General features: G+C 74.1%; 25 protein-coding genes and 1 riboswitch. Of the genes, 11 read left to right on the top strand and 14 right to left on the bottom strand.

Features of this window, described 5'->3' with window-relative positions; all coding sequences use genetic code 11:
* Positions 1-35 precede the first annotated feature (35 nt).
* The gene (locus ABZ714_RS25100) at positions 36-251 is read left to right on the top strand and encodes a DUF2277 domain-containing protein (RefSeq protein WP_358827572.1); all 216 of its coding nucleotides are present in this window, start codon (positions 36-38) and stop codon (positions 249-251) included.
* Positions 252-330: 79 nt separating this feature from the next.
* Here ABZ714_RS25100 and ABZ714_RS25095 read toward each other — a convergent pair whose 3' ends face one another.
* Together ABZ714_RS25095 and ABZ714_RS25090 are read right to left on the bottom strand one after the other, a co-directional pair.
* Positions 331-966: a VTT domain-containing protein gene (locus ABZ714_RS25095; RefSeq protein ID WP_358827571.1), complete on the bottom strand. Its 636-nt coding sequence runs from the start codon at positions 964-966 to the stop codon at positions 331-333.
* 374 nt (positions 967-1,340) lie between these two features.
* The gene (locus ABZ714_RS25090; RefSeq protein ID WP_358827570.1) at positions 1,341-1,811 is read right to left on the bottom strand and encodes a DoxX family protein; all 471 of its coding nucleotides are present in this window, start codon (positions 1,809-1,811) and stop codon (positions 1,341-1,343) included.
* A 234-nt stretch (positions 1,812-2,045) separates the two neighbouring features.
* On the opposite strand from ABZ714_RS25090, the gene ABZ714_RS25085 reads away from it, so the two are divergent.
* Positions 2,046-2,807, top strand: a complete 762-nt coding sequence (locus tag ABZ714_RS25085) for an ABC transporter permease (RefSeq protein WP_358827569.1) — start codon at positions 2,046-2,048, stop codon at positions 2,805-2,807.
* A 311-nt stretch (positions 2,808-3,118) separates the two neighbouring features.
* Complete coding sequence (locus ABZ714_RS25080) at positions 3,119-3,703, top strand: TMEM165/GDT1 family protein (RefSeq protein ID WP_358827568.1); 585 nt, start codon at positions 3,119-3,121, stop codon at positions 3,701-3,703.
* A 242-nt stretch (positions 3,704-3,945) separates the two neighbouring features.
* On the opposite strand, the gene ABZ714_RS25075 is transcribed toward ABZ714_RS25080, so the two are convergent.
* Positions 3,946-4,602: an HAD-IA family hydrolase gene (locus tag ABZ714_RS25075; RefSeq protein ID WP_358827567.1), complete on the bottom strand. Its 657-nt coding sequence runs from the start codon at positions 4,600-4,602 to the stop codon at positions 3,946-3,948.
* Between the two features lie 431 nt (positions 4,603-5,033).
* Between ABZ714_RS25075 and ABZ714_RS25070 the strand changes: the two genes are divergently transcribed.
* Complete coding sequence (locus ABZ714_RS25070; RefSeq protein WP_358827566.1) at positions 5,034-7,103, top strand: MFS transporter; 2,070 nt, start codon at positions 5,034-5,036, stop codon at positions 7,101-7,103.
* A gap of 37 nt (positions 7,104-7,140) precedes the next feature.
* Here ABZ714_RS25070 and ABZ714_RS25065 read toward each other — a convergent pair whose 3' ends face one another.
* Entirely contained in the window at positions 7,141-7,542 is a 402-nt protein-coding gene (locus tag ABZ714_RS25065; RefSeq protein ID WP_358827565.1) for a DUF3291 domain-containing protein, read from the bottom strand.
* A 185-nt stretch (positions 7,543-7,727) separates the two neighbouring features.
* On the opposite strand from ABZ714_RS25065, the gene ABZ714_RS25060 reads away from it, so the two are divergent.
* Together ABZ714_RS25060 and ABZ714_RS25055 are read left to right on the top strand one after the other, a co-directional pair.
* Positions 7,728-8,081: an antibiotic biosynthesis monooxygenase gene (locus ABZ714_RS25060; RefSeq protein ID WP_358827564.1), complete on the top strand. Its 354-nt coding sequence runs from the start codon at positions 7,728-7,730 to the stop codon at positions 8,079-8,081.
* A gap of 259 nt (positions 8,082-8,340) precedes the next feature.
* Positions 8,341-8,877, top strand: a complete 537-nt coding sequence (locus tag ABZ714_RS25055) for a GNAT family N-acetyltransferase (protein ID WP_358827563.1) — start codon at positions 8,341-8,343, stop codon at positions 8,875-8,877.
* Positions 8,878-8,890: 13 nt separating this feature from the next.
* Here the strand turns inward: ABZ714_RS25055 and ABZ714_RS25050 are convergent, their stop codons facing one another.
* Positions 8,891-9,580, bottom strand: coding sequence for an O-methyltransferase (locus tag ABZ714_RS25050; RefSeq protein WP_358827562.1), 690 nt, complete (start codon positions 9,578-9,580; stop codon positions 8,891-8,893).
* A gap of 357 nt (positions 9,581-9,937) precedes the next feature.
* Here ABZ714_RS25050 and ABZ714_RS25045 point away from each other — a divergent pair, with 357 nt between their 5' ends.
* Entirely contained in the window at positions 9,938-12,076 is a 2,139-nt protein-coding gene (locus ABZ714_RS25045) for a bifunctional glycosyltransferase 87/phosphatase PAP2 family protein (RefSeq protein ID WP_358827561.1), read from the top strand.
* Between the two features lie 141 nt (positions 12,077-12,217).
* Here ABZ714_RS25045 and ABZ714_RS25040 read toward each other — a convergent pair whose 3' ends face one another.
* Complete coding sequence (locus ABZ714_RS25040; RefSeq protein WP_358827560.1) at positions 12,218-12,760, bottom strand: hypothetical protein; 543 nt, start codon at positions 12,758-12,760, stop codon at positions 12,218-12,220.
* Between the two features lie 449 nt (positions 12,761-13,209).
* Here ABZ714_RS25040 and ABZ714_RS25035 point away from each other — a divergent pair, with 449 nt between their 5' ends.
* Positions 13,210-13,851, top strand: a complete 642-nt coding sequence (locus ABZ714_RS25035) for a class I SAM-dependent methyltransferase (RefSeq protein ID WP_358827559.1) — start codon at positions 13,210-13,212, stop codon at positions 13,849-13,851.
* A gap of 107 nt (positions 13,852-13,958) precedes the next feature.
* On the opposite strand, the gene ABZ714_RS25030 is transcribed toward ABZ714_RS25035, so the two are convergent.
* The 8 genes from ABZ714_RS25030 to ABZ714_RS24995 all read right to left on the bottom strand — a co-directional run bounded on the left by ABZ714_RS25030 (position 13,959) and on the right by ABZ714_RS24995 (position 22,752).
* Positions 13,959-14,315, bottom strand: coding sequence for a transglycosylase SLT domain-containing protein (locus tag ABZ714_RS25030; RefSeq protein WP_358827594.1), 357 nt, complete (start codon positions 14,313-14,315; stop codon positions 13,959-13,961).
* 276 nt (positions 14,316-14,591) lie between these two features.
* Positions 14,592-15,497 carry an ECF transporter S component gene (locus ABZ714_RS25025; protein ID WP_358827593.1) on the bottom strand — a complete coding sequence of 302 codons (906 nt, stop codon included), beginning with the start codon at positions 15,495-15,497 and terminating at the stop codon, positions 14,592-14,594.
* 56 nt (positions 15,498-15,553) lie between these two features.
* The gene (locus tag ABZ714_RS25020) at positions 15,554-17,149 is read right to left on the bottom strand and encodes an ATP-binding cassette domain-containing protein (protein WP_358827558.1); all 1,596 of its coding nucleotides are present in this window, start codon (positions 17,147-17,149) and stop codon (positions 15,554-15,556) included.
* Entirely contained in the window at positions 17,146-18,393 is a 1,248-nt protein-coding gene (locus tag ABZ714_RS25015) for an energy-coupling factor transporter transmembrane protein EcfT (RefSeq protein ID WP_358827557.1), read from the bottom strand. Before ABZ714_RS25015 ends, ABZ714_RS25020 begins: the two co-directional genes overlap by 4 nt.
* Positions 18,390-19,052 (bottom strand): SCO2322 family protein, encoded by a 663-nt coding sequence (locus ABZ714_RS25010; protein WP_358827556.1) that lies wholly within the window; start codon positions 19,050-19,052, stop codon positions 18,390-18,392. Before ABZ714_RS25010 ends, ABZ714_RS25015 begins: the two co-directional genes overlap by 4 nt.
* A gap of 110 nt (positions 19,053-19,162) precedes the next feature.
* A complete protein-coding gene (locus tag ABZ714_RS25005) occupies positions 19,163-20,440 on the bottom strand; it encodes a prenyltransferase/squalene oxidase repeat-containing protein (RefSeq protein WP_358827555.1) in 1,278 nt (425 codons plus the stop codon).
* Between the two features lie 199 nt (positions 20,441-20,639).
* Positions 20,640-20,751: riboswitch (cobalamin riboswitch) on the bottom strand.
* A gap of 514 nt (positions 20,752-21,265) precedes the next feature.
* Positions 21,266-21,985: a histone deacetylase gene (locus ABZ714_RS25000; protein ID WP_358827554.1), complete on the bottom strand. Its 720-nt coding sequence runs from the start codon at positions 21,983-21,985 to the stop codon at positions 21,266-21,268.
* A gap of 50 nt (positions 21,986-22,035) precedes the next feature.
* On the bottom strand, positions 22,036-22,752 hold the full coding sequence (locus ABZ714_RS24995) for a TetR family transcriptional regulator (protein WP_358827553.1): 717 nt from the start codon (positions 22,750-22,752) through the stop codon (positions 22,036-22,038).
* Between the two features lie 275 nt (positions 22,753-23,027).
* Here ABZ714_RS24995 and ABZ714_RS24990 point away from each other — a divergent pair, with 275 nt between their 5' ends.
* The 3 genes from ABZ714_RS24990 to ABZ714_RS24980 all read left to right on the top strand — a co-directional run bounded on the left by ABZ714_RS24990 (position 23,028) and on the right by ABZ714_RS24980 (position 26,423).
* Positions 23,028-24,395 (top strand): glycosyltransferase family 4 protein, encoded by a 1,368-nt coding sequence (locus ABZ714_RS24990; RefSeq protein WP_358827552.1) that lies wholly within the window; start codon positions 23,028-23,030, stop codon positions 24,393-24,395.
* A 214-nt stretch (positions 24,396-24,609) separates the two neighbouring features.
* A complete protein-coding gene (locus ABZ714_RS24985; protein ID WP_358827551.1) occupies positions 24,610-25,344 on the top strand; it encodes a class I SAM-dependent methyltransferase in 735 nt (244 codons plus the stop codon).
* Positions 25,341-26,423, top strand: a complete 1,083-nt coding sequence (locus tag ABZ714_RS24980; protein WP_358827550.1) for a prenyltransferase — start codon at positions 25,341-25,343, stop codon at positions 26,421-26,423. Before ABZ714_RS24985 ends, ABZ714_RS24980 begins: the two co-directional genes overlap by 4 nt.
* Positions 26,424-26,458 lie beyond the last annotated feature (35 nt).

Here is a 26,458-nt window from a genome sequence, read left to right as displayed (position 1 = left end):
GGCCCGTTGTCGGTGGGCGGGGGCACACTGGAGGCATGTGCCGCAGTATCAAGACGCTTCGACCGCCCGCCCTGCCCGAAGAGGCCACCGAGGAGGACATGCGCGCCGCCGCCCTCCAGTACGTACGGAAGGTCTCCGGCTTCCGGGCCCCCGCCGCGCACAATCAGGAGGTCTTCGACCGGGCCGTGGACGAGATAGCTGAGGCGACCGCCCGGCTGCTCGACGGGCTGGTGATCAAGGGGAGGGCGTAGCCGCGGCCCTCGCGGGCGGACCGGGTCGCGGTCCGTCGCGCCCGATCACGTCGCACCGGTGCTGATCGGGCGTGTGCCGTCAGGCCGGTTCGGTGGCCGGCTGCGGGGCCGGGCGGCGGCGCATCACATACGCCGCCAGCGCGCCCGCGCCGAACAGGGCGAAGACCGAGACCGCCGCGCCCACCCAGCTGGCGCCCAGCCACTGGCCGCCGAAGTAGCCGAGGCCGACGCTGTAACCCGCCCAGATCACTCCGGCGAGGGCGGACCACGGCAGGAACTCCCGGACCCGGCGGCGGGCGGCGCCCGCGCCGAGGGAGACGACCGAGCGGCCCGCCGGGGCGAACCGGGCGATCACCACCAGGGCGCCGCCGCCCCGGGCGAGGGTCGAACCGAGTCTGTCCTGTGCCTTGGTGAGCCTGCGGGAGCGGGCGATGGCCCGGTCGAAGCGGTCTCCGCCGCGCCGGGCGAGCCGGTAGGCGAAGAGGTCGCCCAGGACCGAGGCGGTCGCGGCGCAGAGGATGAGGATCAGCAGGGACGGCACCTCGCGGGGCACCTGGCCGGTGACGGTGGTCGAGCCCGCCGCGGCGGCCGTCGCGGCCGTGATCACCAGTACGCCGCTCGGCAGGACCGGCAAGAAGACGTCGAGCAGCACGGAGAGCGCCACGACGGCATAGATCCAAGGGCTGCCGACCAGCGGCCCCAGACTCTCCAGCACTGTTTACTCTCCCCGTTGCCCCATGTGATGACAGTGCTGTGTCGGTCTGGTCGGTCTGTGTTCAGGTGACGATGGCACTGACAGCTGTACAGCGTACGCGCGGTGTCCACCGGAAGTTCGTCCTGGGCGGCGGATGTTGTGATCATCACCTTGGCTGCCGGTGAGTCCGTCGTCTCCGTCCGCGCCCGGGAAACCCCCAAAACCGTCCGGACGGCTCGACGTTACTCGGCCGCGCAGACCACGGGTAACGCCCGAACCCTCCAAAGAGGGGCCGGGCGCTCCGTTGTGTATCGACACATACCTGATGGGTGATGCGTCGGTTGTCGCCGCCGGTGCGGCGGATCAGCAGGTCGGCGGCGGTGTCGGTATCGGCGTCAGTGGCTCGTGCCGGCCTCGGCGCGCGGCCGTGGCCGGTCCTCGGCGCCGGCCGGGCCGCGGCCGAACGCCGTGTCGAGCGCCAGCGCGCCGGGGCCGGTGAAGACCAGCAGCAGGAAGGCCCAGCAGAACATGGCCGACGCCTCGCCCATGTTCTCCATCGGGAACAGGCCCTCGGGCTGGTGGACCTTGAAGTACGCGTACGCCATCGAGCCCGAGGAGACGAACGCGGCCGAGCGGGTGCCCACGCCCAGCATCACCAGGCCGCCGCCGACCAGCTGGATCACCGCCGCGTACCAGCCCGGCCAGGTGCCGGCCTCGGCCGTCGCGTTGTCGGGCACGCCCAGCAGCCCGAAGAGGCTGGCGGCGCCGTGGCAGGCGAAGAGCAGGCCGACCACGATCCGGAAGGCGCCGATGGCATAGGGCTGATAGCGGGTGAGGGTCCGGGTGACGTCGGTGCTGGTGGTCATGTGGGGGCTCCTGAGTGGTGGGGGGAGCGGAGGGGACGGTCTCGGCCCCGGGTGTTCGTCCCGGACGGGACGCTGTCACAAGTTAGGTACCCCTTATGGATGCTTGCAAGTTCAAGTAACGGTTCGAGGGTGATTTTCATGCGACTTTCATCGAGCGCCCCGAGCCCCCGTGCGCCGGTGTGCGGCCCACGCGCCGGTAGCGGCGCGCGCCCGGCGCGCACATAGGGTTGGCGCGTGCTGCTGACGGTCGGTGTCCCCTTCGGCGCGGTGCTCGCCGTACTGCTCGCCGCGGCCGCGACCGTGGCCGCCGTCGCCCATCTCGGACGCTCCCGGGAGATCGTCGTCGCGGGCGTCAGGGCCGCGGCCCAGCTCGCGGCGGTCTCCCTGGTCATCGGCTGGGTGGTGCGCGCGCTGCCGCTGCTCTTCGGCTTCGTCCTGCTGATGTACGCGGTCGCCGTCCGGACCGCCGGGCGGCGGCTGACCCGCAACACGACCTGGTGGTGGGCCGCCCTGCCGATCGCGGCCGCGGTGTTCCCGGTCGTCGCGGCGCTGCTGCTGACCGGTCTCGTACCGCTGAAGGGGATCGCCCTGGTCCCGGTCGCCGGGATCCTGATCGGCGGCGCCCTCACGGCGACCGTGCTGGCCGGGCGGCGGGCCCTGGACGAGCTGCGGCAACGGCGCGGGGAGGTCGAGGCGGGTCTCGCGCTCGGGCTGCCGGAACGGGACGCCCGGCTGGAGGTGGCCCGCCCGGCCGCGGCGGACGCCCTGCTGCCGGGCCTCGACCAGACCCGTACGGTCGGTCTGGTCACCCTGCCCGGGGCATTCGTCGGGATGCTGCTGGGCGGCGCCTCCCCGCTGCTCGCCGGGGCCGTACAGCTCTTCGTGCTGGTCGCGCTGATGGCGGTCCAGGCGGTGGCCGTCGCGGTGGTCCTGGAGCTGGTGGCCCGGGGGCGGCTGCACCGGACCGGCTGCGACGGCCCTTCCGACCGGCACTGACCGGCACTGAGCGGTTCTGGCCGGCTCCGGCCCACTCCGATGGGCTACCCTGGGCGGAGCAGAAGGGGAGTAGCTCTTCGCCGGAACGTCGACATACTGCCGCATCAGGGTCCTGGGGCCCCGGTCCGGCCGGCGCCCGGAGGCGGCGGACCGTGTCATCGGTCCGGTCCGCCAGCGAGACCTTCGGCCGCAGTGTCCTATTGACGCTGCCGTGCCGAAGCGACCCCTTTTCCGGGTGAGCGGATTCCCCGAGGATCCCGGTCCCGCGGTCTCTCGGTACGGGCAGCCCGACCGACAGAGGAACCCATTCCGTGATCAGCTTCACCGTCATGGCGATCACCTTCGGCGTCGTCTTCCTGGCCGAACTCCCCGACAAGACAGCCCTGGCCGGGCTGATGCTCGGCACCCGCTACCGCGCCTCCTACGTCTTCGCGGGGGTCGCGGCGGCCTTCGCCGTCCATGTCGCGCTCGCGATCGCCGCGGGCAGTGTGCTCACCCTGCTGCCGCACCGGCTGGTGCAAGGCGTGGTGGGCGCGCTCTTCCTGGGCGGCGCGCTGATTCTGCTCTTCCGCAAGGCGGACGGCGACGAGGAGGGCATCAAGCAGCCCGAGGACCAGTCCTTCTGGAAGGTGTCGGGCGCCGGGTTCATGCTGATCCTGGTCGCCGAGTTCGGTGACCTGACGCAGATCATGACCGCGAATCTGGCCGCGCGGTACGACAATCCGATCTCGGTGGGGCTCGGGGCCGTTCTGGCGCTGTGGGCCGTGGCCGGTATCGGGATCCTCGGTGGCCGGACCCTGATGAAGTACGTACCGCTGCGGCTGATCACCAAGATCGCGGCGGCGCTGATGCTGGCCCTGGCGGGGTTCAGCTTCTACGAGGCGATCACGGGCTGACCGGGGCCCGAAGCCCAGGCGGCCCGAGACCACCGGTGGCCGGGCGGTGCGGCGCCCCGGGCGGCCCGAAGCCCCGGCAGTCCGGCACCCCGGACAGCTCGGCGGTCCGGCGCCCCGGCGGCCGGCCGCGGCCAGGGCCGGGGTGGGCGCGGGAAAGGGGGCGTACGGAACATTCTCCGTACGCCCCCTTCGGCTGGGCGGCACCCCCGCCCGAAGGCGGAGGCGAGGGCGCTCCGGGCGCGTCAGACCAGGGCGAGCCGGATCCGGCCGTCGGCCTCGGCGGTCACGGTCAGCCCGGTCAGATCGGCCACATGCAGGTCGGGTCCGCACGACAGGGCGCGCGGCCCGACCCCGACGACCCGCATCCCGGCGGCGCGACCGGCCGCTATCCCCGCCTCGGAGTCCTCGAAGACGACACAGTCGGCGGGGGCGAAGCCCAGCTCGGCGGCGCCCTTGAGGAAGCCCTCGGGGTCGGGCTTGCTGGCGCTCACGGACTCGGCCGTGACCCGGACGGACGGCAGCCGCAGTCCGGCCGCGGCCATCCGGGCCGTCGAGAGCGCCACGTCGGCCGAGGTCACCAGTGCGTGCGGCAGATTCGCCAGGGCGGCGAGGAAGGCGGGCGCGCCGGGCACGGGCACGACCCCCTCCATATCGGCGGTCTCCCGGGCCAGCATCACCGCGTTGTCCGCGTGGTTCTCGGCCATCGGCCGGTGGGGCAGCAGTTCGGCCATCGTGGCGTACCCCTGACGGCCGTGGACGACCTTCATCGTCGCCTCGGGGTCGAGGCCGTGCTCCACGGCCCAGCTCCGCCAGACGCGTTCGACGACGGCGTCCGAGTTGACGAGGGTGCCGTCCATGTCGAGGAGAAGGGCTCGGGCGGTGAGGGCGGTGGCCTGCATGGGCGTACTCCTGGCGCGGCATGGGCAGGCGCCGGGCCGGCCTGGCGGCGCGGCGGCGCGCTGCGGGGCGTACATGGATTCCGCGTGCGCCGGACGGGGCGCGGCGCCGGGTGGCGTATCCGGGCCGTCGGTGTCCGGTTCCGCGCGGTGCGCGTCGGCGGTCGGTGCGGCGGGCTGCCGCACCGGGCGGAAACAAGCGGCTCCGCCCACCGGTCAGGGAGACGGGCGGAGCCACTTTGTTCAATCATGGTACAAAGCGCTGGCCGAAAGTGCCACCCCCGGCCGGTTCGACGGGCCGCGACGGAGTATTCGCCCCACTATGGGATGGCGGGAACACGACCGGGCCCGACGCCGGGCGTACGGCTCCCGCCAGGATCCACGAGGCGCGCCCCGGGCCTCGGCGGTGGGTCCCGGACGGCGAGGAGGCCCGGATGGCACAGCAGCAGCCGCGGACGTATGCCGGGGACCCGGCGCCCGGCGAGGGGCAGGACCGGCGCGGCGTCCTGCTGGCCATCGGCGCGCTGCTGCTCGGCATGCTGCTCGCCGCCCTCGACCAGACCATCGTCTCCACGGCGCTGCCCACCATCGTCAGCGAGCTGGGCGGACTCGAACACCTCTCCTGGGTCGTCACGGCCTATCTGCTGGCGTCCACCGCCGCCACCCCCCTCTGGGGCAAGCTCGGCGACCAGTACGGGCGGAAGAAGCTCTTCCAGACCGCGATCGTGATCTTCCTGATCGGCTCGGCGCTCTGCGGCATAGCGCAGAACATGCCGCAGCTGATCGGCTTCCGGGCGCTCCAGGGCCTGGGCGGCGGCGGGCTGATGGTGCTCTCGATGGCCATCGTCGGCGATATCGTCTCGCCCCGGGAACGCGGCCGCTACCAGGGCCTCTTCGGCGCCGTCTTCGGCGCGAGCAGCATCCTCGGCCCGCTGCTCGGCGGCTTCTTCACCGAGCATCTGAGCTGGCGTTGGGTCTTCTACATCAATCTGCCGATCGGGGCGGTCGCCCTGGTGGTGATCGCCGCCGTGCTGCGCATCCCGGCCCGGCCCACCCGGCACACCATCGACTACCTCGGTACGTTCCTGATCGCGGCGGTCGCCACCTGTCTCGTCCTGGTGGCGTCCCTCGGCGGGACCACCTGGGCCTGGGGTTCCGCGCAGGTCATCGGACTGGCGGTACTCGGCCTGGTGCTGCTGGTCCTCTTCGTCCTGGTCGAGCGCCGGGCGGCGGAGCCCGTACTGCCGCCGCACCTCTTCCGGATCCGGACCTTCACCCTGGTCTCGGTGATCAGCTTCGTGATCGGCTTCGCCATGTTCGGGGCGATGACCTTCCTGCCGACCTTCCTCCAGGTCGTCCGGGGGGTGAGCCCGACGCTCTCCGGGGTGCACATGCTGCCGATGGTGCTCGGGCTGCTGATCGCCTCCACCGCGTCCGGCCAGCTCGTCAGCCGTACCGGCCGCTGGAAGGTGTTCCCCGTCGCCGGGACCGCGATCACCGCCGTGGGGCTGTTGCTGCTCCACCGGCTGACCGAGTTCAGCTCCGACGCCGTGATGAGTCTCTCCTTCTTCGTCTTCGGCTTCGGTCTTGGCCTGGTGATGCAGGTCCTCGTGCTCGTGGTGCAGAACGCCGTACGGTACGAGGACCTGGGCGTCGCCACCTCGGGCGCCACCTTCTTCCGCTCCATCGGGGCCTCGTTCGGGGTCGCGGTCTTCGGCACGATCTTCTCCAACGGGCTCCGCGACAAGCTCTCCGCCGCCCTCGCCGGACGCCCGGTGCCGCCGGGCGCCGGGGCGGACCAGCTCGCCGCCGACCCGCAGGCCATCTCCCAGCTGCCGCCCGCCCTGCGCGGCCCGGTGGTGCACGCCTTCGCCTCCGCGATCACCGATGTCTTCCTCTACGCGGTCCCCGTCGTCGTCCTCGCCTTCGTCGTCTCGTGCTTCCTGCGGGAGGACCCGCTGCGCGCCTCGGTGACCGCGCCCGAACCCAGTCAGACGCTCGCCTCCAACCCGGTGGAACGTTCCTCCCACGAGGAGGCCGCACGCGCCCTGTCGGTACTCGGATCGAGGGAGGGGCGGCGGCACATATACGAGAAGATCACCGAACGCGCCGGATACGACCTGCTGCCCGCGTCGAGCTGGCTGCTGCTGCGGATCCGCCGCCACGGGACCGTCGAGCCGGGGCTGCTCGCCGACACCACCCCCGTACCGCTGCGGGTGATCACGGACGCGGCCCGGCAGGTGGAGGAGCGGGGCCTGGCCGCCCGGGAGGGGGTGCAGCTCGTCCTCACCGAGCCGGGTCTGGAGACGGCGGTACGGCTGGCGAAGGCGCGCGAGGAGTCCCTGGCCGAGCTGCTGGGGGACTGGTGGGGGCCGGACCGGCCGACCGATCTCGTCCAGCTCGTGGAGGAGCTGAACGCGGAGCTGTGCGGCTCCGACCAGGAGCGGCCGGGCGGGCCGGGGCCGCGGGGCGACCACGCGCCGCCGTCGTCGCCGGGCGGCTGACAGCCGCTCCTTCGGGGCGGACGCCGGTACGGCTCACTCAGGCGGCGGCCCGGCGCTCCGTCTCGACGCGCCGCTCGGCGTCGCCCCAGGCGATCGGCAGCTCGTCGGCGGCGACCTCCCAGTAGACGAAGGTCGAGTCCTTCATGGTGGGCCGCAGCCCGGTCATGACGCTCCGGTGCGGCTCGGCGCGGGCGTACGCGTACAGGGCGTCCCGGCTCTCCCAGGCGGAGAGGGTGAAGAACTCGCGGCGCAGCGGCCGGGCGTTCAGCGACGCGCCGAGGGCGCCCGGCGCGGTCCGGAGCTGCCGCCAGGCCCGGATTGCCCCGGCCAGGAAGCGGGGCACGTCCTTGAGCGAGTGGACCTCGAACCGGGACGCCATCACGACGGCGCGGGTGCCGGGGTCGGCGGGGTGCGGGGTGATCCAGGGCAGGGCGGGCATGGTGACCTCCAAAGGGACGGTCCACAGTGGATAGCTTTCCTATCTACTTCAGAGAGTAGCACTCGCCGCTATCTATTGCTGAGCGGTGGCGGCTCGGTCGCTCCCGGTCGTCGGGACCCCGGACGGCTCCGCCCGGCGGCTCGGGCGATACGGTCGGGCGAGACCGACTCTGCGAAGGATGTCCCGTGGCCAGTGTTGTGAAGATCAACGTCCTGACCGTCCCCGCCGAACAGCGCGAGGTGCTGGAGAAGCGGTTCGCGTCCCGCGCCGGAAGCGTCGACAACAGCGACGGCTTCGAATGGTTCGAGCTGCTGCGCCCGGTGGACGGCACCGACCGCTATCTCGTCTACACCCGCTGGCGCTCCGAGGCCGACTTCGAGGCCTGGATGGCCGGTTCGATGCGCGGCGCCCACAAGCCCGCGGAGTCGGCGGAGTCCGCCGAGGGCGGCGAGAAGCCGAAGCCCGCCGCGACGGACTCGACCCTCTGGTCCTTCGAGGTCGTCCAGTCCGCCGGCCCGAGGAACACGGACCAGGGTTGATCCGGGCGTAGCCTCACCACCCGGGCCCCGCGCGGCGGCCTGATGTCGTCGGCGGTCCGCGGCCCGCCTGTGGCTTGTCTCGCAGTTCCCCGAGCCCCTGAACGCTCGCCCGAGCACCGCCCCTGAACAGGTGCCCGCCTCTCCACGAGAGTGGCCGGGAGGGCAACCCAGGGGCTCGGGGAACTGCGAGACAAGCCGACCACGGCCCGGAGAAGGAAAACCACTGGCCCGGGGCGGGCCCGCCCGGTACACAGGCGGCATGATCATGCCCGCCGCCCCGGCCCCGGTCTGGACGCTCGCCCCCGAGCCGGTCGCCTCCCCCGACGCGACCCGGCTCCGCCGGGCGTACTACGACGAGGTGGCCAGTCGCTACTGGCGACGGCCTGCGACGACGGCGGAGGTCGACGAAGGGCTCGCCGGTGACGGGGCGGAGCTGCTGACCCCGCCGACCGGACAGTTCGTCGTCGGCTGGCACGGGCGCCCCGGCGCCGCGCCGGAGGCGCTGGCCTGCGGCGGAGTTCTCCTCCTCGACGCCGGCCGGGCCGAACTCACCCGGGTCTACATCAGTCCCCGGGCCCGCGGCACCGGCGGCGGCGCGCGGCTGCTGGCCGCACTCGAAGACGCCGCCTGCGGCCTCGGGGCCCGGCGGGTGGTGCTGAACACCCGGCTCGATCTCGTCGAGGCCCGTGCCCTGTACCGGCGCAACGGCTACGAAGACATCGAGCCGTACTGCACCGGCCCCTATGTGGAGGTCTGGTACGGCAAGGACCTCACCGGCCCCGCCGCCCGGGGGTGACGCGGCCCGGGGCCTACTCCACCACCCGGGCCACCAGCAGGCCGTCGTAGCCCTTCGCGCCCACCGTCTGGACCGCCGTCGCCTCCAGGCGGGGTTCCCGGGACACCAGGTCGAACATCTCCCGGGTGCCCCGCAGCGCCGGGTCGTCCGACGGGTCGATCAGCGCGCCGCCCCGGACCACGTTGTCCACCACGATCAGCGACCCCGGCCGGGTCAGCTTCAGAGCCCACTCCACGTACCGGGCGTTGTTCACCTTGTCCGCGTCGACGAAGACCAGGTCGAACGGGCCCGCGCCCGGCTCGGCGGCCAGCTTGGGCAGGGTCTCCAGGGCCGGGCCCGTACGGATCTCCGCGATCGAGTCCAGCCCGGCCCTCGCCAGGTTCGCGCGGGCCACCTCCGCATGCCGCTCGTCGTACTCCAGCGAGATCAGCCTGCCGCCCTCGGCCAGCGCCCCGGCCAGCCAGATCGTGCTGTAGCCGCCCAGCGTGCCGATCTCCAGTACCCGGCGGGCGCCCAGGGTGCGGGCCAGCAGCCGCAGCAGTTTGCCCTGGTTCGGGGCGACGGCGATCGACGGCAGCCCCGCCGCCTCGCTCTCCGCCAGCGCCCCGGTCAGGGCCTCGTCCCCGGGAATCAGCTTCTCGGCCAGATAGGCGTCGACGGCGTCCCAGCGCGCCCGGGCCGTCTCTTCGTACGCATCGCTCATGCGCTCAACCTAAGCTGTTCCCCGTGCCCCGCGACCCCCTCGGCGTCGCACCGGTCACCGTGGCGTGACCAGCGGTACGGAAGACCTGGCGCCGCACGCGTCCGTACCGGGCGGCTCCGTCGCACCGGATCCGGCCGGACATCCGAGCAAAACCGGGCGACAGTCAGGCAAAGAGGGGGTTGCCCGAGTCTCATTCTCTGGGCAATGCGAGGCTTTTCGGGGCCGTGTCATCTCTTCACCAGGTGGCGACGGCCCGCCGGACCGGGAAACACAGGCAAATCGGGATGCAGGGGAGGCGCGGCGCGAGTGGCGAACGCGGAGCACAGCGTGCGCGGAAGTGATACCGCGAGGGGGACGGTGACCAGGACGGGCGCGGCGAGAGCCGCGCTCTGGCTGCTGGCCGCCGTACTCGCCGTACGGCAGCTGACGGTCGTCCTGCGCCGGCCCCACGGCGAGCGGCTGATCGACCTCGACGCCTGGGTCGGCCCCGAAGGCGTACTGCACGTGGCCGGGTCCCTCTACGAGAACGACCGGTTCAACGGCACCCCCTTCGCCGGGCTCGTACTGAAACCGCTGACCCGCAGCGCCGAACAGAGCCTGGGCGTGGTGTGGACCTTCGCCACCCTGCTGCTCGTCGTCGGCATAGGACTCGTCGTCGCCCGCGCCCTCCCCGGCCCCGTATCGCGCCGTACGGCCCTCCTCGCCGCGCCCCTCGCGATCAGCCTGCTGATGCTGTCCCTGCCCGTACGGAACAGCTTCTATCTCGGCCAGACCAGCATCATCCCGGTCCTCCTCGTCCTGCTCGGCGCCCTCGTCGTCCGCGGTGAACGGGGCTCGGGCGTCCTGATCGGCATCGCCGCCGCCCTCCAGCCCACGGTGCTGCTCTTCACCCCGCTGCTCTGGTTCACCGGCCGCCGCCGGGCCGCGATCACCGCGGGTGCCACCTTCGCCGCCGCCACCGCCGTCGCCTGGGCCGCGATGGCCGGGGACTCCTGGACGTACTGGATCGAGCACGCCGCGGGCGCCGGCCTCGGCGGCGCCTCCGACGCGGTCGCCAACCAGTCCCTGCACGGCGCCCTGCTCCGGCTCGGCCTCGAAGGCCCGCTGGAGATCGCGCTCTATCTCGCCCTGGCCGCCGCCGTCGCCTGGTTCGGGCTGCGGCGCGCCGTCCGCTACGCCCGGGACGGTCAGCTGCTGCTCGCCGTCGCGGTCACCGGCTGTGTCGCCGCCGTCGTCTCGCCCACCACCTGGCAGCACCAGTTGCTGTGGGTGCTGCTCGCCGTGGTCGGCCGGGTCGGCAAGAAGGCCGCCGACCGGATGCTCTGGCCGGTGCTCGTCGTCTTCGCCCTGACCCTGCCGGGCAAGATGCTGCTGCCGAACATGGAGTTCCTGTACCCGCTGCGGGACAACACGGTACTGATCGCGGCGCTCGCCGCGGCCGTCGCGATGCCGTTCCTGCCCCGTACCGATCCGCATTTCGCCCGGCCGCTGCCGACGGAGTACGCCACCCCGCCCGCGTCCCGCTGGCGATGGGTGCCGCTGCTGCCGTTCTGGCGGCGGGCGCTGAGCCGTCCCAATCTGCTGCTGGAGCTGGTGGCGATCCGGGTCGGCTACGCGATCTACTCCAAGATCCGGCTGGCGGCCACCGCCTCCACGGCCACCGCCGAGGAACACGGCCGGCAGATCGTCGCTATCGAGCAGGCCATCGGGATCGACATCGAGCACGGCATCAACATGGCCGCCGCGAAGGTGGAGTGGCTGACGGACTTCCTGAGCTTCTACTACACCTCGTTCCACTTCCCGGTACCGCTGGCGGTCCTGGCGGTGCTCTACGTCCGGCGCCCCACGGACTACCGCTGGGCCCGGGCGTCCCTCGCCTTCGCCACCCTGCTGGCGCTGGTCGGCTTCTGGCTCTACCCGCTGGCGCCGCCGCGGCTGATGCCGGGGATGGGCTTCATCGACACGGTCCACCGGACGGAGGACCTGTCGAACCCGGAGTTCGGCGCGATGACCGCCGTCACCAACCAGTACGCGGCGATGCCGTCGCTGCACTTCGGCTGGTCCCTCTGGTGCGGTGTGGTGATCGTGATGCTGGCGCCGAAGCTCTGGATGAAGGCGCTGGGGCTGCTGCATCCGCTGATCACGCTCTATGTGATCGTCGCCAGCGCCAACCACTGGATCCTGGACGCGCTCGGCGGGGCGATCGTGGTCGCCGCGGGCTTCGGCCTGACCTACGTCCTCTCGGGGCGGCGGTCGGCCCTGCCGGAGACGGCGAAGTCCGCGGCGACGGAGGCGGCGCGGGTACCGGCAGGACCGGCCGCCGCCCCCGCCGACGGGGTCGCCGGGACGGCCCCCGCCGTCGAGACGAAGATCTCCGTACCGGCGGCCCGTACCCCCGTGGACGGCTCACCCGACCCGGCCGGGACCGGGGCCGGGACCGGTGGCCGCGACCCGGACGGCGGCGGTACGGCGGTCACCGGGAAGTCGGCGACCTGAACCGGGCGCGGTGACGGTACGCGTGTCTTCGTGGGCGCGGGTGCTGAAGGAGTGACGGACGGGCGGGCCGCTCGGTGGTACGAGCGGCCCGCCCGTCCGTTGTCCGGCCGTATCGGTCGGGACGCGCCGGGCGGCGGGCGGCTACGCGCTCCCGGCCTGGGCCGCGTTGGCCTCCCAGACGGAGTCGCCGACGCAGGGGTGGTCGGCGAAGCGCCCGGAACCGCCGCCACCGAGGCCCACCCGGTCGCCCTCCCGGGCGAAGACCGCGCCTTCGGCGTCGTGGACCACCGCCTTGCCGTTCTCCGTCCGTACGCTCCAGCCGTCGGCCCAGGCGATCGGGGTGGGGGCGGTACCGGCCGCCCCGGTTGCGACCGCGAGGCAGCGTTCCGGGGTGACCACCAGGGTGCCCTGGAGACGGGCGTAGAGGGCGACCCCGGAATCGGCGGCCGAGCGGACCACCATCCGTGGCTCGGAATCCCGGGCGGCTGCCTCCGCCTTCGTCCCGGCCCGGTCCGCGGCGGGCCGCTCGGACGCCGTACGCTCCCCACCCGGCCCGGACTCCGCGGCGGCCGGGCCCGCGCAGCCGGTCGCGGCGGCCAGCAGCACGGCGGCGGCGGTGGCCGCCCCGGCGAGCGGAGCGCGTCGGCTCCGGGTCAGGTCGTGCCTCGGACGATCGTTCTTCATAGCGGCTTCGTCCCCTCCCGGCCCGTCCACCCGGCCGTCGGCCGTGGACGGGCTTGGTGTGTGGGCCCGTACGGTACCGGGACGCGGGCCCGCGGTGCGGCGGGGCGGGTGATAGCCGCACGGATCCCGCCCGGGCCGTCCGTGGGAGACGGCCCCGGGTTCCCGCTCCGGCCGACGCGGCGGGCCCGCCGGGTCCGTACACGACGGTCCGGATCCCGCCCGGTCATGGGCCCGGGACCCGAGAACACCGCCTGGTTCGAACCCGTGGTCCCCGGCGTGGCGCCGGAGCCGTACAGCACCGGGCCCGGGCCGGATCCGGCTCCCCGGTGCCGAACCGGGCCGTACCGGTGCCGTACGGGGAGGGCCGTCGGCGCGGCTCGTCGCGTACGACCGCCGCGCGCGGGCGCGGGGCCGCCGCGGCCCCCGTCCGGCCGCTAGGGTGCGTCCCCATGCCTTCCGAGACCCCCTCCCACCTCCGTACCACCGCCGACGCCTACGACGGCGTGGCCCAGCTCTACGCCGACCTCTTCCGGGACGAACTGGACGGGAAGCCGATCGACCGCGGGCTGCTCGCCGAGTTCGCCGCGGAGGTACGGGAATCCGGCGGCGGTGCGGTCGCCGAGGTGGGCTGCGGCCCCGGGCGGATCGCCGCCCATCTGCGGGGGCTCGGCACGGACGTCTTCGGGATCGATCTGTCGCCCGAGATGATCCGGCTGGCCCGGGAGGCATATCCGGAGCTGCGGTTCGAGGTCGGCTCCATGGCCGCGCTCGACCTCGCCGACGGCGCGCTCGGCGGTCTCGTGGCCTGGTACTCGATGATCCACACCCCGCCGGAGGAGGTGCCGTCGTACTTCGGTGAGTTCCGCCGGGTCCTGGCTCCCGGGGGACGGCTGCTGCTGGCGTTCTACGAGTCCGGGGACGACCCGCTCACCGTCTTCGACCACAAGGTCACCCCGGCCTACCGCTGGCCGGCCGACGCCCTGGCCCGGACGGCGGCCGCCGCCGGATTCACCGAGACCGACCGGATCGTGCGCCTTCCGCGTGAGGGGGAGCGGTTCCGGCAGGGGCGGCTGATGATGCGGCTCGCGTGACGCGAAGGACCCCGTACGCGAAGGACCCCGTACGGCACTCCTGCCGTACGGGGTCCTTCGTCCGTGTCCCGGGGGCGCTGCCCGGTCACCCGGTCACTATCCGGTGATCAGTACCAGCCCTGGGTCTGCCACTTCGTCCAGGCGCCGCACGGGCTGCCGTACCGGTCCTTCATGTAGTCGACACCCCACTCGATCTGGGTCTCCGGGTTCGTCTTCCAGTCCGAACCGGCCGTGGCCATCTTCGTCGCCGGGAGGGCCTGGACCAGGCCGTAGGCACCGCTCGACGGGTTCGACGCCTGGACGTCCCAGCCGCTTTCCTTGGTCACGATCTCGCTGAAGCACCGGAACTGCGCGTCGTCGCCGATCAGCTTCTGGGCGATCGCCTTCGCGGACGCGGCCTCCGCGACGGCGGGGGCCGCCGCCGGGGCGGCGGAGGCGGAGCCGGGGGCCAGGCCCAGCACCATCGTCGCGGAGGAGGCGACGACGGCCGCGCCGAAGAGCGCGGTACGGGGCCGGTGACGGAGGGCGGCGGCGAAGGAGCGGGGCACAGGTGATCCTTACGTCGGGGACGGGGAACGCCGGCCGGGCGGGGCGGGAAACGCCTCGGCGCCCGGCGACCGGAACAGTTGAGCAGCCGCCCCCGGCCGCCCGCAACGCGCCCCGCTACGACGCGGCGTCGCACCCGGGGCGCCACATTCCGTGATCCGGGCCGGTCAGACTCCCGGCACCCGGCCCCGCGGCTACGAAGACGCCTCGTAGGCCCTCGGCGGGCTGTGGGGCGGCTCACCCGGCGGACCGTCCCCGGGGGCGTCGAATGTGATCCGCGCCTCGAACGCGGCCCGCCGGGTCGCCCGCCGCAGCAGCTTCAGCACCGCCGGGCCCGCCGTCAGCGTCAGCACCACCGTCAGCACCGCCCGGCCCAGGTCCCAGCCCAGGGACGTCGCCGCCACATAGGCGAAGAAGCGGACCAGGTTGTCCCCGAGCGGATCGCCCGGCTGGAACGAGATCCCCGTCGCCATGCCCGGCACGATCGTCCACCCCTGGAGATTCATCACCGTGCCGTACGCGAACGCGGCGAAGGCCCCGTACGCGGCCAGCATCAGCGCCTCCGCCCGCCCCCGCAGCCGCTCCGCGCCCGGCAGCAGCCCGGCGCCCATCGTGAACCAGCCCATCGCCAGCATCTGGAACGGCATCCACGGGCCCACCCCGCCCGTGAGCAGCGCCGACGCGAACATCGTCACCGAACCGAGGACGAAGCCGAACCCCGGCCCCAGCACCCGGCCCGCCAGCACCATCAGAAAGAACATCGGCTCCAGGCCCGCCGTCCCGGCCCCCAGGGGCCGCATCGCCGCCCCCACGGCCGCCAGCACCCCCAGCATCGCGACCGCCTTCGGCCCGAGCCCGGTATCCGCGATCGTCGCCACGACCACCGCCACCAGCAGCGGCAGCAGCAGCGCGAAGAGCCACGGCGCGTCCTCCGCGTGCGCCACCACCCCGGACCGCTCGGCCGCCAGCAGCGGCCAGCCGAAGAACGCCACCCCGATCGCGCTGATCAGGACCAGGGCCGCGACCGAACGGGGCCCCAGCCGTACCGGCCGCGCGGACCCGGCCGAAGGCGAAGGCACTGACGGCTCCGGCGGCACCAGCGGCGCCGAACCGACCGGCGGCTCGGGCGGTACCGGCAGCTTCGGGGTCCGCCCGCTCACAGCGCCGCCTCCACCTGCGAGACGGTCAGCCAGCGCCGCGGCGCCAGCACCTTCGCCACCTGCGGCGCGAACGCCGGGGAACCCACCACGACCTCCGCCATCGGCCCGTCGGCGACGATCTCGCCGTCCGCCAGGATCACCACCCGCTGCGCCAGCTCGGCCGCCAGCTCCACATCGTGGGTCGCCAGGACGATCGCACGGCCTCGGGCCGCCAGTCCCCGCAACACCGTCACCAGCCGCGCCTTCGCCGCGTAGTCCAGACCCCGGGTCGGCTCGTCGAGCAGCAGCAGCGGCGGCCGGGAGGTCAGCACCACGGCCAGCGCCAGCGCCAGCCGCTGCCCCTCGGACAGATCCCGCGGATGCGTCTCGTCCGCCACCCCCGGCAGCAGCTCCGCCACCAGTTCACGACAGCTCCCCGGCGCGGCGCCCGCGTCGGCGTCCGCCGCCGCGCACTCGGCCGCGACCGTGTCCGCGTAGAGCAGGTCGCGCGGCTCCTGCGGCACCAGGCCGACCCGCCGGATCAGCTCCTTCGGCCGGGTACGACGCGGTACGAGCCCGCCCACGGACACCCCGCCCGACACCGGCTCCACCAGCCCGACCAGCGTCGACAGCAGGGTCGACTTCCCGGCCCCGTTCCGGCCCATCAGGGCGACCGTCTCCCCGGCCCCCACTGTCAGCTCCACCGACCGCAGCGCCGTGACCCGGCCGTGCCGGACCGTCGTGCCGCTGAGTTCGGCGACCGGCTCACCGGGGGCGTACGCCGGGGGCGCGGCGGGCTCGCCGAGCCGCTCCCGCAGTCCGGCCGCCCGGCGCCGGGCGTCCCGTACCGACAGCGGCAGCGGATCCCAGCCCGCCAGCCGCCCCAGCGCCACCACCGGCGGCGCCACGGGGGAGACCGCCATGATCTCCCCGGGCCCGCCGGTCACCGGCGGCCTCCCGGGACCCGGCAGCAGCACCACCCGGTCCGCGTACTGCACCACCCGCTCCAGCCGGTGCTCGGCCATCAGTACGGTCGTGCCCAGATCGTGGACCAGCCGCTGGAGCACCGCCAGCACCTCCTCGGCGGCGGCCGGGTCCAGCGCCGATGTCGGCTCGTCGAGGACCAGCACCTTCGGATGGGCCGTCAGCACCGAGCCGATCGCCACCCGCTGCCGCTGCCCGCCCGACAGGGTCGCGATCGGCCGCTCCCGCAGCTCGGTCAGGCCCAGCAGATCGAGGGTCTCCTCCACCCGGCGGCGCATCACGTCCGGCGGGGTGCCCAGCGATTCCATCCCGTACGCCAGCTCGTCCTCGACGGTGTCCGTGACGAAGTGCGCCGACGGGTCCTGGCCCACGGTGCCCACCACATCGGCCAGCTCGCGCGGCCGGTGCGTCCGGGTGTCCCGGCCGTCGACCGTGACCCGGCCGCGCAGCGTACCGCCGGTGAAGTGCGGCACCAGCCCGGACACCGCGCCCAGCAGGGTCGACTTGCCGACCCCGGACGGGCCGACGAGCAGGACCAGCTCGCCCTCGGGGACGGTCAGATCGACCCCGTCGAGCACGGGCGCCGCCATGCCGTCGTAGACCACCGACACGTTCTCGAACCGGATCACGACGACTCCTCGGGCGGGCTCGGACGGAGGCCCCTCGACTCGGGGCGGGCGGCGACAGGGGCGGGGGTACGCATGGGTACGGGGGCGACGAAGGCGGGCAGCAGCCCGATCAGCACGGCGGCGGCGGGCCACAGCGGCAGCGTCGGCGCGGTCAGCGGTACGACCCCGGGCTCCAGCGCCGCAGGCGCGGACGACGCCGCCCACACCATCAGCCCGGCGACCGCGGCGCCCGAACCGGCCACCAGCCGGGAACGCGGACCGAACCGGTCCGGGCGGTAGCGGGTCCGAACCGTACGGCGGCCACCGAGCCGCAGCCCGGCGATCGCCGCCGCGACCCCCGCGACCAGCAGCGGCAGCCCGTACCCCGCGCCCTCGGCGGCCAGCAGGGCGTAGCTGCCCGCGCAGACGCCCAGCAGCCCGCCGAGGGTCAGTGCCGTGGTGGTGTGCCGGATCCGGGCCGGGACCTCGGCCGTCCGGCCGTAGCCCCGGGCGTCCATCGACGCGGCCACCGCGATCGACCGCTCCAGCGCGCCCTCCAGCACCGGCAGCCCGATCCGGATCATCGCCCCGGGGCCGCCGGTGGACCGGCCGCGCAGCCGCCGGGCCGTCCGCAGCCGGGCCACGTCCGCGACCAGATTCGGGGCGAAGGTCATCGCCACGACCACCGCGACCCCGGCCTCGTACAGCGCGCCCGGCAGCGACTTCAGCAGCCGGGCCGGATTGGCGAGCGCGTTCGCGGCGCCCACGCAGATCAGCAGCGTGGCCAGCTTGGCGCCCTGGTAGAGGGCGAGGACGAGCTGTTCGGCATAGACCCGGCCGCCGATCCTGATGCCCTTCGCCCACTCCGGCAGCGGCACCTCGGGCAGGGTGAACAGCAGCCGGGTCCCGGGGATCGGCGCGCCCAGCAGTACGGAGAACAACACCCGGATCACCAGGACCAGCAGCCCCAGCTTGACGAAGGCGATATACGCCCGGGCCCAGGGCGCGTCGGTCCGGCGGGCGGCGACGACATAGCCCGCGACGGCCACGATCAACCCGAGGAGCAGGGGGTTCGTGGTCCGGGACGCGGCGGCGGCGAGCCCGAGGGCCCAGAGCCACCAGGCCCCGGGGTGGACGGCGTTGGCCCGGTCGGCGACGGGGGCGCGGAACCGTTCCAGCGGGGAGCGCGCGGGCGGCCGTACGGTACCGGTACGGGGGGTACCCGGCTCGGACGGCCGCTCGGACCGTGTGGGGCGTGGGGTCATCGGGACCGGCGGCGGGACTGCCGGAAGGTGGCCGCGCCGAGTACGGCGAAGACCGCGAGCGCCGCCACGACGCCCACGGACGGGCCGCCGTCATCGCTGCCGCTGTCGCTGTCCGAGGCGGAAGCGGAATCGGTCGCGGCGGCCGGGTCGGACTTTCCGCCGGAGCCCGCGACCTGTTCGCCGCAGCCCTTCGCGGGATAGCCGGAGATGGCGCAGAGCATCGCGTTGGCGTCGTACCGCAGCGGCTCGGCGACCTTCGCCAGGGCCTCGGCGGCGGTCGCGTCCTTCGACACCACCGCACAGACCGTACGGGACGCGGGCGGGCGCTCCCCGCCGGGCGCGTCGGCCGCCGTACCGGGATCGACGACGAGCGCGACCCGCTTACGGTCCGGCTCGGGCGCGGTCGACCCGCAGATCGCGGCGAAATCGGGTGCCGTACGCGGTACGGAGGCATCCGAACTGTCCGCGCTCACGGCGAAGCGGAAGCCGTGGACGGCACCGTCGGCGGGCCTGGCGGTCGCCGGGCCCTCGGTGGCGTACGTCCACTTCGCCCCGTCGGCCTGCCAGTACGACCAGTAGCGGTATCCGGCCGCCTGCGCGGTCCCGGCGGACCCGACGACCCCGGCCCCGGCCGTGACGAGTACGGCGAACCCCGCCACGACGGCCCCGACCGACCGCCGGAGGCGTGCGGAACGAGGACCGGGGCGGAGCCGGGACGCGCCGGGCTGCGTACCGGCGGCAGGGACGGGCGCGGGGCGCGGCACGGAGGTCACGACCGGGGCTTGCGGCGACCGCTGAACAGGAAGCCCGCACCGGCGCTCGCCGCGAAGAACGCGCCGACGATCCACCACATGTTCGGGCCCGAGTCCTTCTTCTCTTCCTTCTTCTTCTCGTCACCCGACGCGGACGCCGACGGCTCGGGCGTCGGGCCGGTCGCGGTCAGCGCCGCCACCAGGTCCGTACCGCCGAAGTCCTTCGGGTCGCCGCCCGCCGCCCGCGCGGCGAAGATCAGCTGGGCGTACGCGGCCGGTCCCGACTGCTTCGCCCAGGCCGCGGCGTTCCCCTCCAGCCAGGTCAGCGACTTCCGGGCCTGCTCGGTACGGCCCTGGACGGCCAGCGCCACCACGGCGTCGGCCGTATTGCCGAAGTCCGGCTTGGGCGCGGAGTCCTCGGCGCCCGGCATCGGGGCCGTCAGCAGATGCCCGGACTTCGCCGTCGCGGCCGTCAGATAGGCGGCACCGTTGCCCGCGGCGCCCTTCAGGTCCTTCGCGGCCTTGTCGCAGCCCGCGGCGGCCGTCCCGGCGCCGGTGGCGGTACCGGCCTTCGGCGCCAGCCCCAGGCCGTGCGCGGCGGTCACGGCGGCGGCGGTCGAGTCGCCGATCGCGCCGGGCATCCGCGGCTGGTAGACGAAGGCGCCGCCGTCCGCGCCGCCGCACGGGCGGGCGAACGTCAGCAGCGCGTCGTACGGCGACTTGCCGCCCTTCGCCGAGGTCACGGCCTCCGGCTTCGCACCCGCCGCGACCAGCGCGCCGATCACCACGGAGGTCGAGTTGGCGTCGCTCGCGCCGCCCGGGTTGTAGCTCCAGCCGCCGTCCGCGTTCTGGACCGACTTCAGCCAGCCGACGGCCTTGGTCACGGACCGCTCCGCGCCGCCGGTGGCGGTCAGCGCCTGGACGGCGGCGGCCGTGGCGTTGGAGTCGCGCAGCACCTTGGCGTCGCAGGGCCTGGAGACGTCCGCCCGGTACGAGGGGAACGCGCCGTCCGCGCACTGCTGCGCGGTCAGCCAGTCGACGGCCTTGCCCGCGGGCGTCAGCCCGGCGGTGTCCTGGGCGAGCAGCGCCAGGGACTGCCGCCACACCCCGTCGTACGCCGGGTCGGAGGTACCGAAGAGACCGGACGGCAGCGGGGCGGCGGACGGCGGCGGGGTCGTCGAGGCGGGTGCGGCGGTCGCGGCGGGCGCGGCGGCCACCCCGAACACGGCGGAGACGGCGAGCGCGGCGGCGGCGCGGCGTACGGCGGTACGGCGTGCGGTGGTGGCGGTGGTCATGACGGGTGGTGCCTCTTCCCGCGCCCTGCTGGACGCTGCCGGGATCCGGGCACGGACGCGTCCGGGGGGCGACGCGCCAGGGCTCCGGCCCCGTATTCCTCGACGGTGCCGATCACCGGCGGCTGCCGGTGGCGTGAGCCGGTCACGGCCGGGGACAGGGCATTCCGACTGGGCGCCGGGGCGACGGCGGGACGCGGCGACCGTGGGTTCACGGTCACGCGGCCCGGGGCGCGCCGACGGCTCACGGCTGCGGGTCAGTGCCGGATTCGCACCGGCTTCCCCCTGTACGGGCGTGATACGACCCACCTACTCTACCGACGCCCCGGCATGGAAACGGCACCGGAAAGCCGCCGGGTGTCCCGGCTCACGTGAACACGTCCCTTGTCGCGGCATCCGGCGCGGCGCCCCGCCGGATGCCGGACCGGGCCGGGACGGGCCGGTCGCGGTCGCGGTCGCGGCTACGGCGTCACGATCCCTGGACGCGCGAACACCGAGTTGTCGATGACGACGTCCAACGCTCGTCTTCCCGGCGGCGGTGAGACCGTCGATCCCCACGAGCAGACGGCCCCCGCCGAGAGCCAGGACGCGCTCGGCCATCTCCCGGACCAGGGTGTCGCGCTCGCCGGAGGCCGCCGGAGGGCGGGGCTGCCGCCAGGGCGGCGCCGAGTGACGTATGCCCGCCTTCGGTGATCCCATGGAGCCGAACCTATCGGCCGGTTGGCGGCCGGGAGGCGTGACTCATCAGGAATCGGAGACGCCGACCCGCGGTCGGGCGGCCGTTGTTCGGTGGCCGTTGTTCGGTGGCCGTTGTTCGGTGGCCGGTGGTCAGCCGTCCGCCGTCAGCCGGGCGACGTCCTCCGGGGTCCAGTCCTCCGCGCCGGGCGCCGCCGCCAGATAGCGGGCGATCGCCGTCGGCTCCCAGGCCCCGGCGCCCAGCAGCCCGGCGGCCAGATGGCGGAGGTACCCGGCGGCCGGGGAGACCCCGGGGACCCCGTCGTACCGCCAGGGCGCCGTGAAGGCCAGTACCGGAAGACCCGCCACCCAGCCGGGGTGGACCAGGGTCTCGTACCGCCCGGGGCCGAGTGCCGCCCGGCCGTGTGCGAGTACCCCGGTGAGATCGAGGTCGGCCGCCGGTCCCGGCGGCCGGTACATCTCCTGGGCCGCCAGGTCCGAGAACTGCCCGGCGGTGATCAGATGCGCCCGGACCAGGGTCGTGCCGTCGGCATCGGGGTCGTAGAAGGCCCGGCCGCCGGACCAGACGGGGGAGTGGGTGGCGAAGTACAGCACGCCCGGCAGTTCGAGGGGGATCGTCCGCTCCGGCGGGCTCGGGTCCCGGCCGCCGGGGGTGTCCAGGGCCGCCCCGGCGGGACGACCGCCGCGCAGATAGGCGGCGAGCCGGGCCGGATCCGTATTGGAGCCGTACGAGGCGTACCAGACCCGGTCGGGCCGGTCGGGCGCCGTACGGGGGCGGGGCCCGGGACGGAGGGCGCGCGGGGTGCCCGGTACGCCGGGAACTTCCGGCACGCGCGGGGTGCTGCCGCTCATCCGCCCACCGTACGGCGCCGGTCGCCGGGGTGTGTCCCGGACGCGCGCCCTCAGGACCGGCTCGCCGATCCCGTCCCGGAGTCCCGCTCCACCGGCTCCACCGGCTCCACCAGGTCGATCAGCCAGCAGACCGTCTCGATGTCGGTCCTCACCCGGGCGATCGGGGCCCGCCCCGACAGCCAGGTGATCAGCGCCGAGTACCAGGTGTGCTCGATCACCCGGACCACCGAGAGCTGTTCCGGCGTCGGATCGTCGATCCCCATGGCGTCCAGGACGATCGCCGTCGTCTGCCGCGAGACGGTGTCCACCTCGGCTCCGGCGCTCCGGTCGGCGAAGATCAGCGCCCGCACCATGGCATCCGCGAGCCGGGGGTCCCGCTGGAGGGCGCGGAACGCCCGCATCAGGGTCTCCGTCACCCGCTCGGCGGCCGTCGCCCCGCCGGGGGGCCGTTTGCGCAGCGTCGCGTGCAGGCGCTGGAGCTGGTCCTGCATGGTGGCCACCAGCAGATGGACCTTCGACGGGAAGTAGCGGTAGAGCGTGCCGAGGGCTACCCCGGCCGCCTCGGCGACCTCCCGCATCTGGACGGCCTCGAAGCCGCCCCGGCCCGCGAGCCGGGCGCTGGCGTGCAGAATCCGGCGGCGGCGGGCCTCCTGGCGTTCCGTCAGGGGCGGGGAGCCGGGGGCCGTCTCCGTACCGGAGGTCCGGGCCGGTCCGCCTCCGGCGGCCGGAACCGGCCGCCGCCGTACCCGCTGGGCCTCGGCTGTCATCGTCCGCTTACCCCGTTCCCCGTCGGCGCTTCGTCGCTGTGTGGTCCGGCCGGTGCTGGTGATGGTCCAGGACCGGTCCCGGCGGATCCGGCGATGGTCTCGCGGATCCCCCCGGTTCCGGCTCCTTCGTGGTGTGAATCACCTGATCCGGCGGCCACGGCGGAGCTACCTGCGGGTAGATTCAGTGCTCCTTGAGCGGGCAGGTCTGAAACTTGTTCTAGATCAAGGCGAGCGGTTACGCTCCGCCGAAACGTAGGGGAGACAGGGGGCCGTGAGTGACCGCTGAGGCCATCGAAGCCGGCTCCCGCGAACCGGAGGACGGCCCCGCGCCCGGCCCCGGACGGACCCCGGACGACGACGGACGACCGCTCCGGATCGCCCTCCTCACTTACAAAGGGAACCCCTTCTGCGGCGGCCAGGGCGTCTACGTCCGCCATCTCTCCCGCGAACTGGCCCGCCTCGGCCACGACGTCGAGGTGATCGGCGCCCAGCCCTATCCCGTACTCGACGAGGGCGTGCCCCTCACCGAACTCCCCAGCCTCGACCTCTACCGCAGCCCCGATCCGTTCCGGACGCCCCGGCGCGAGGAGTTCCGCGACTGGATCGACGCCCTGGAGGTCGGCACCATGTGGGCCGGGCGCTTCCCGGAGCCGCTCACCTTCTCCCTGCGGGCCCGCCGTCATCTGCGCTCCCGGCGGGGCCGGTTCGACGTCGTCCACGACAACCAGACCCTGGGTTACGGACTCCTGGGCGACCTCGGCGCGCCCCTGGTCACCACCGTCCACCACCCCATCACCGTCGACCGGCGGCTCGACCTCGAAGCCGCCGAGAGCTGGCAGCGCCGGGCCTCCGTACGCCGCTGGTACGGCTTCACCCGGATGCAGCGGCGGGTCGCCCGGCGGCTGCCGTCCGTACTCACCGTCTCCGGCTCCTCCCGGCGCGAGATCGAGGAGGATCTGGGGGTACGCCCCGACCGGATCCAGGTCGTCCACATCGGCGCCGACACCGGGCTGTTCTCGCCCGATCCGGCCGTGCCCGAGGTACCGGGCCGGATCGTCACCACCTCCAGCGCCGACGTCCCGCTCAAGGGCCTCGTCTATCTGGTGGAGGCGCTGGCCAAGCTGCGGACCGAGCACCCCGGCGCGCATCTCGTCGTGGTCGGCAAGCGGGCCGAGGACGGCCCGGTCGCCCGGGCGATCGAGCGGTACGGGCTCGGCGGCGCCGTCGAGTTCGTCAAGGGCGTCTCCGACGCCGAACTGGTCGATCTGGTGCGGGGGGCGCAGATCGCCTGCGTCCCGTCGCTGTACGAGGGCTTCTCCCTGCCCGCCGCCGAGGCCATGGCCACCGGGACACCGCTCGTCGCCACCACCGGCGGGGCGATTCCCGAGGTCGCGGGGGACGACGGCGAGACGTGTCTGGCGGTACCGCCCGGTGACGCGGGCGCCCTCGCGGCGGCGCTGGCGCGGCTGCTGGCCGATCCCGGGCTCCGGGCCCGGCTCGGCGCGGCCGGACGCGAACGGGTGCTGGAACGGTTCACCTGGGCGCGGGCCGCGGCGGGCACCGTAGAGCTGTACCGGGCGGCGATCGACCGGGCCGCCGCCGGCCGGTCGGCCGGGCGCCGGACCGGGGCGGCCGCTCGGTGACACGCCGCCCCCGGACCCGTACCGCCGCGGTTTCCGCCGCCCCGGTCTCTGTTCGTACCGGTGGCGCCGGAACGTTTCCGTACCCCTGCTCCCGGGCGCCTCGGCCTGACCGGTCCGCCCGGTCCGACCGGTCCGACCGGCCCGTCTCCCCGCCGTACCGCATCGCCCGTCCCGTCCGTGACCCCTCCCGTGCCGACCGTTAAGGCAGGAACGCGTGCTGACCGTCGACTTCTCCCGCTTCCCCCTCGCCGCCGGCGACCGCGTCCTCGATCTGGGCTGCGGCGCGGGCCGCCATGCCTTCGAGTGCTACCGGCGCGGCGCCCGGGTGGTCGCCCTCGACCGCAACCCCGAGGAGATCCGCGAGGTCGCCACATGGTTCGCGGCGATGGCGGAGGCGGGCGAGGCACCCGAGGGCGCCACGGCCACCGCGATGGAGGGCGACGCCCTCAACCTCCCCTTCCCCGACGAGTCCTTCGACGTCGTGATCATCTCCGAGGTGATGGAGCACATCCACGACGACAAGGGCGTACTCGCCGAGATGGTCCGGGTCCTCAAGCCCGGCGGCCGGATCGCCGTCACCGTGCCCCGCTACGGCCCCGAGAAGATCTGCTGGGCCCTCAGCGACGCCTACCACGAGGTCGAGGGCGGCCATATCCGGATCTACAAGGCCGATGAACTCCTCGCCCGGATCGAGGAGGCCGGACTCGTCCCGTACGGCACCCACCACGCCCACGCCCTGCACAGCCCCTACTGGTGGCTGAAGTGCGCCTTCGGCGTCGACAACGACCGCGCCCTGCCGGTGAAGGCGTACCACAAGCTGCTCGTCTGGGACATCATGAAGAAGCCGGCCGCCACCCGGCTCGCCGAACAGGCGCTCAACCCGCTGATCGGCAAGAGCTTCGTCGCCTACGCCACCAAGCCCCAGCTCCCCGCCGGGGCGCAGGCGTGACGACGCCCCGCGTCCCCGGCACCGAACGGCTCGCCCTGCCCGGCGTACTCACCGCCGGACAGGCCGCCGCGACCGTCGCCGGGATCCGGGCCGAACAGCGCCCCGACGGCGCGATCCCCTGGTTCCGCGGCCACCACCTCGACCCGTGGGACCACACCGAGGCCGCGATGGCGCTGGACGCGGCCGGGGAGCACGGAGCGGCCGCGGCCGCGTACGACTGGCTGCGCGCCCATCAGAACGACGACGGATCCTGGTACGCCGCCTACCACGACGGGGACGCCGAACGGCCCACCGACCGGGGCCGCGAGACCAACTTCACCGCCTATGTCGCCGTCGGCGTCTGGCACCACTACCTCACCACCGGCGACCCGGCCTTCCTCGACCGGATGTGGCCCGTCGTCCGGGCCGCCATGGGCTTCGTACTGGCCCTGCGGCAGCCCGGCGGCCAGATCGGCTGGAAACGCGAGCCCGACGGCACCCCCGTCACCGACGCCCTGCTCACCGGCTCCTCCTCCGTCCACCACGCCCTGCGCTGCGCCCTGGCGATCGCCGAGGAACGCGGCGAGCCGCAGCCCGACTGGGAGCTGGCGGCCGGCGCCCTGGCCCATGCGGTACGCCGCCACCCCGAGCGCTTCCTCGACAAGTCGCGCTACTCCATGGACTGGTACTACCCCGTCCTGGGCGGCGCGGTCACCGGCGCCGACGCGCGGGCCAGGCTCGCGGAGCGCTGGGACGAATTCGTGGTCCCCGGGCTCGGCGTCCGGTGCGTGCTGCCGAACCCCTGGGTCACCGGCGGCGAGAGCTGCGAACTGGCTCTGGCTCTCTGGGCGGCGGGCGAGCCCGACCGGGCGCGCGAGGTACTGCGCTCCATCGCCCATCTGCGGGCCGGGGACGGGATGTACTGGACGGGGTACGTCTTCGGGGACGACGCGTACTGGCCGGAGGAGCGGACGACCTGGACCGCCGGGTCCCTGCTGCTCGCGGTCGCGGCCCTGGTCGGCGACGGACCCACCCGGGCGGTCTTCGGCGGTACGGGACTTCCGGCCGGGCTGGCACCGGACTGCTGCGACGCCTTCTGAGCCGACGGCCGTGCGCCGGGCCGTGCGACGGGTGT

Source organism: Streptomyces sp. NPDC006798 (assembly GCF_040635975.1).
Classification (GTDB): domain Bacteria; phylum Actinomycetota; class Actinomycetes; order Streptomycetales; family Streptomycetaceae; genus Streptomyces.
Note: the sequence above shows the minus strand (reverse complement) of the source record. Positions and strands in the feature narration are given on the sequence as shown.